Origin of the sequence: Microcoleus sp. Pol1C5, assembly GCF_036701115.1 — a bacterium.
Classification (GTDB): Bacteria; Cyanobacteriota; Cyanobacteriia; order Cyanobacteriales; family Microcoleaceae; genus Microcoleus.
Genome location: NZ_JAUBQE010000147.1, coordinates 1 through 1,370, shown reverse-complemented (window position 1 = coordinate 1,370; position 1,370 = coordinate 1). Strand labels below are relative to the sequence as shown.

Genomic DNA, 1,370 nt, shown 5'->3' with positions numbered 1-1,370 from the left:
TTGGGATTTTGAATTTCTTGAGTTTCTCTCGGCAGTAGGGAGGCGATGCTAAAGTCTATGAGTTTAATTTGTTTAGTGTCGGGATGTATGAGGACGTTAGCTGGCTTAATATCTTTATGAATGACTCGGTTTCGGTACAGTCCGTCAAGGATGTCAGTTATTTGAATGGCAATTTCCAAAATTTCTGCTAGAGTCAGCTTGCGTTCTTGGGCGTAGTCTCGTAGAGAAATACCGCCAAAATCCTCCATTACTAGGGCATAGCTGTGGCGATAGGATTCCAAATTGTAGGGTTTAATAACTCCCGGCAGACTTAGGTTTTTGGCGATGGTGTACTGGTTGCGGAATTGCAGCAATTCGCTGAAACTGGGATAGTCTCGATTTAATAGTTTAATGACAACTGGAAGCCGATCTGTTTCTCGGATGGCTCGATAAACTATGGTTCTCGAACCGCAGTATAATTGTTCAACTAGATCATATCCAGAAATTCGGTTTGTCAAATCCACTGCGGTACTCCTCTGGATTACTCCATCTTAGACATTGACTCTTGTAACTAAGTATCAATAAATACTCCGCACAGTTTTTGGAACGATACTACAAGCTTACGCGGGGCAAGGAGCATAAAAAAGTCGAATTAAATGTAACTCAGGGGTAGAGCTGACATTGATTTAATTATCCACAGTGGCTCAAAGTCAAGCGAGCATAAGCCATTGGGCTATATAAATACTGTCCGAACTATTGTAAGTATACACTTTTATTGGTCGAGTCTGAGGAAAATAGAACTACGATATCCCCAACAGACAGACTCTACCGCTTTTATGATTTTTCACTTTTAAACAGAAAGATGGCGCTCTATCAAGATAGTCTTATACCGTTTTCCTACATTCCTGCTACAGATAAACCCTCTAATATGAATGGATATCCAGTCAAAGAAGCAATCACTTCGTTAGTCAGCTTTTTTAACTCTTTTTGCACTGTCTCTCTCAATTCTTCTATACCCTTAAATCTCAACCATTTCAATTGTTCCTTGATATACCCCCACAGCCTTTCTATTGGATTCACTTCCGGACTATAAGCCGGTTGAAACAGTAAAATCACGTTTTCTGGTATACTTAGGTTCAATGAACTATGAAATCCTCCATTGTCTAGTTGAATTATATGCAAATCATCGGGATAAGCAGTGGCAAATAGCTCCAAAAACTTCTCAAAACACACGGCTCGTCTAGATGCGTAAATTCATAAAAAAATCCCTCTCATGTTTGAGGTTATACTACTCCATACAACCACAGATATATCAAGTCCCATTGCACTGCTCCGTGAGGCTTAATGCCTTTGCCAGTTAATTTCCTTCTTTGAATTGTGTGTAGCCCCAT

At 40.0% G+C, this 1,370-nt stretch carries 2 protein-coding genes; both read right to left on the bottom strand.

What is annotated here, in order from left to right:
• Positions 1-503: protein kinase domain-containing protein (locus QUA23_RS30870; protein WP_333093987.1), on the bottom strand; the 503-nt coding region annotated here is incomplete at its 3' end.
• 373 nt (positions 504-876) lie between these two features.
• Positions 877-1,212, bottom strand: coding sequence for a transposase (locus tag QUA23_RS30865; RefSeq protein WP_333079597.1), 336 nt, complete (start codon positions 1,210-1,212; stop codon positions 877-879).
• Between the last annotated feature and the right edge of the window lie 158 nt (positions 1,213-1,370).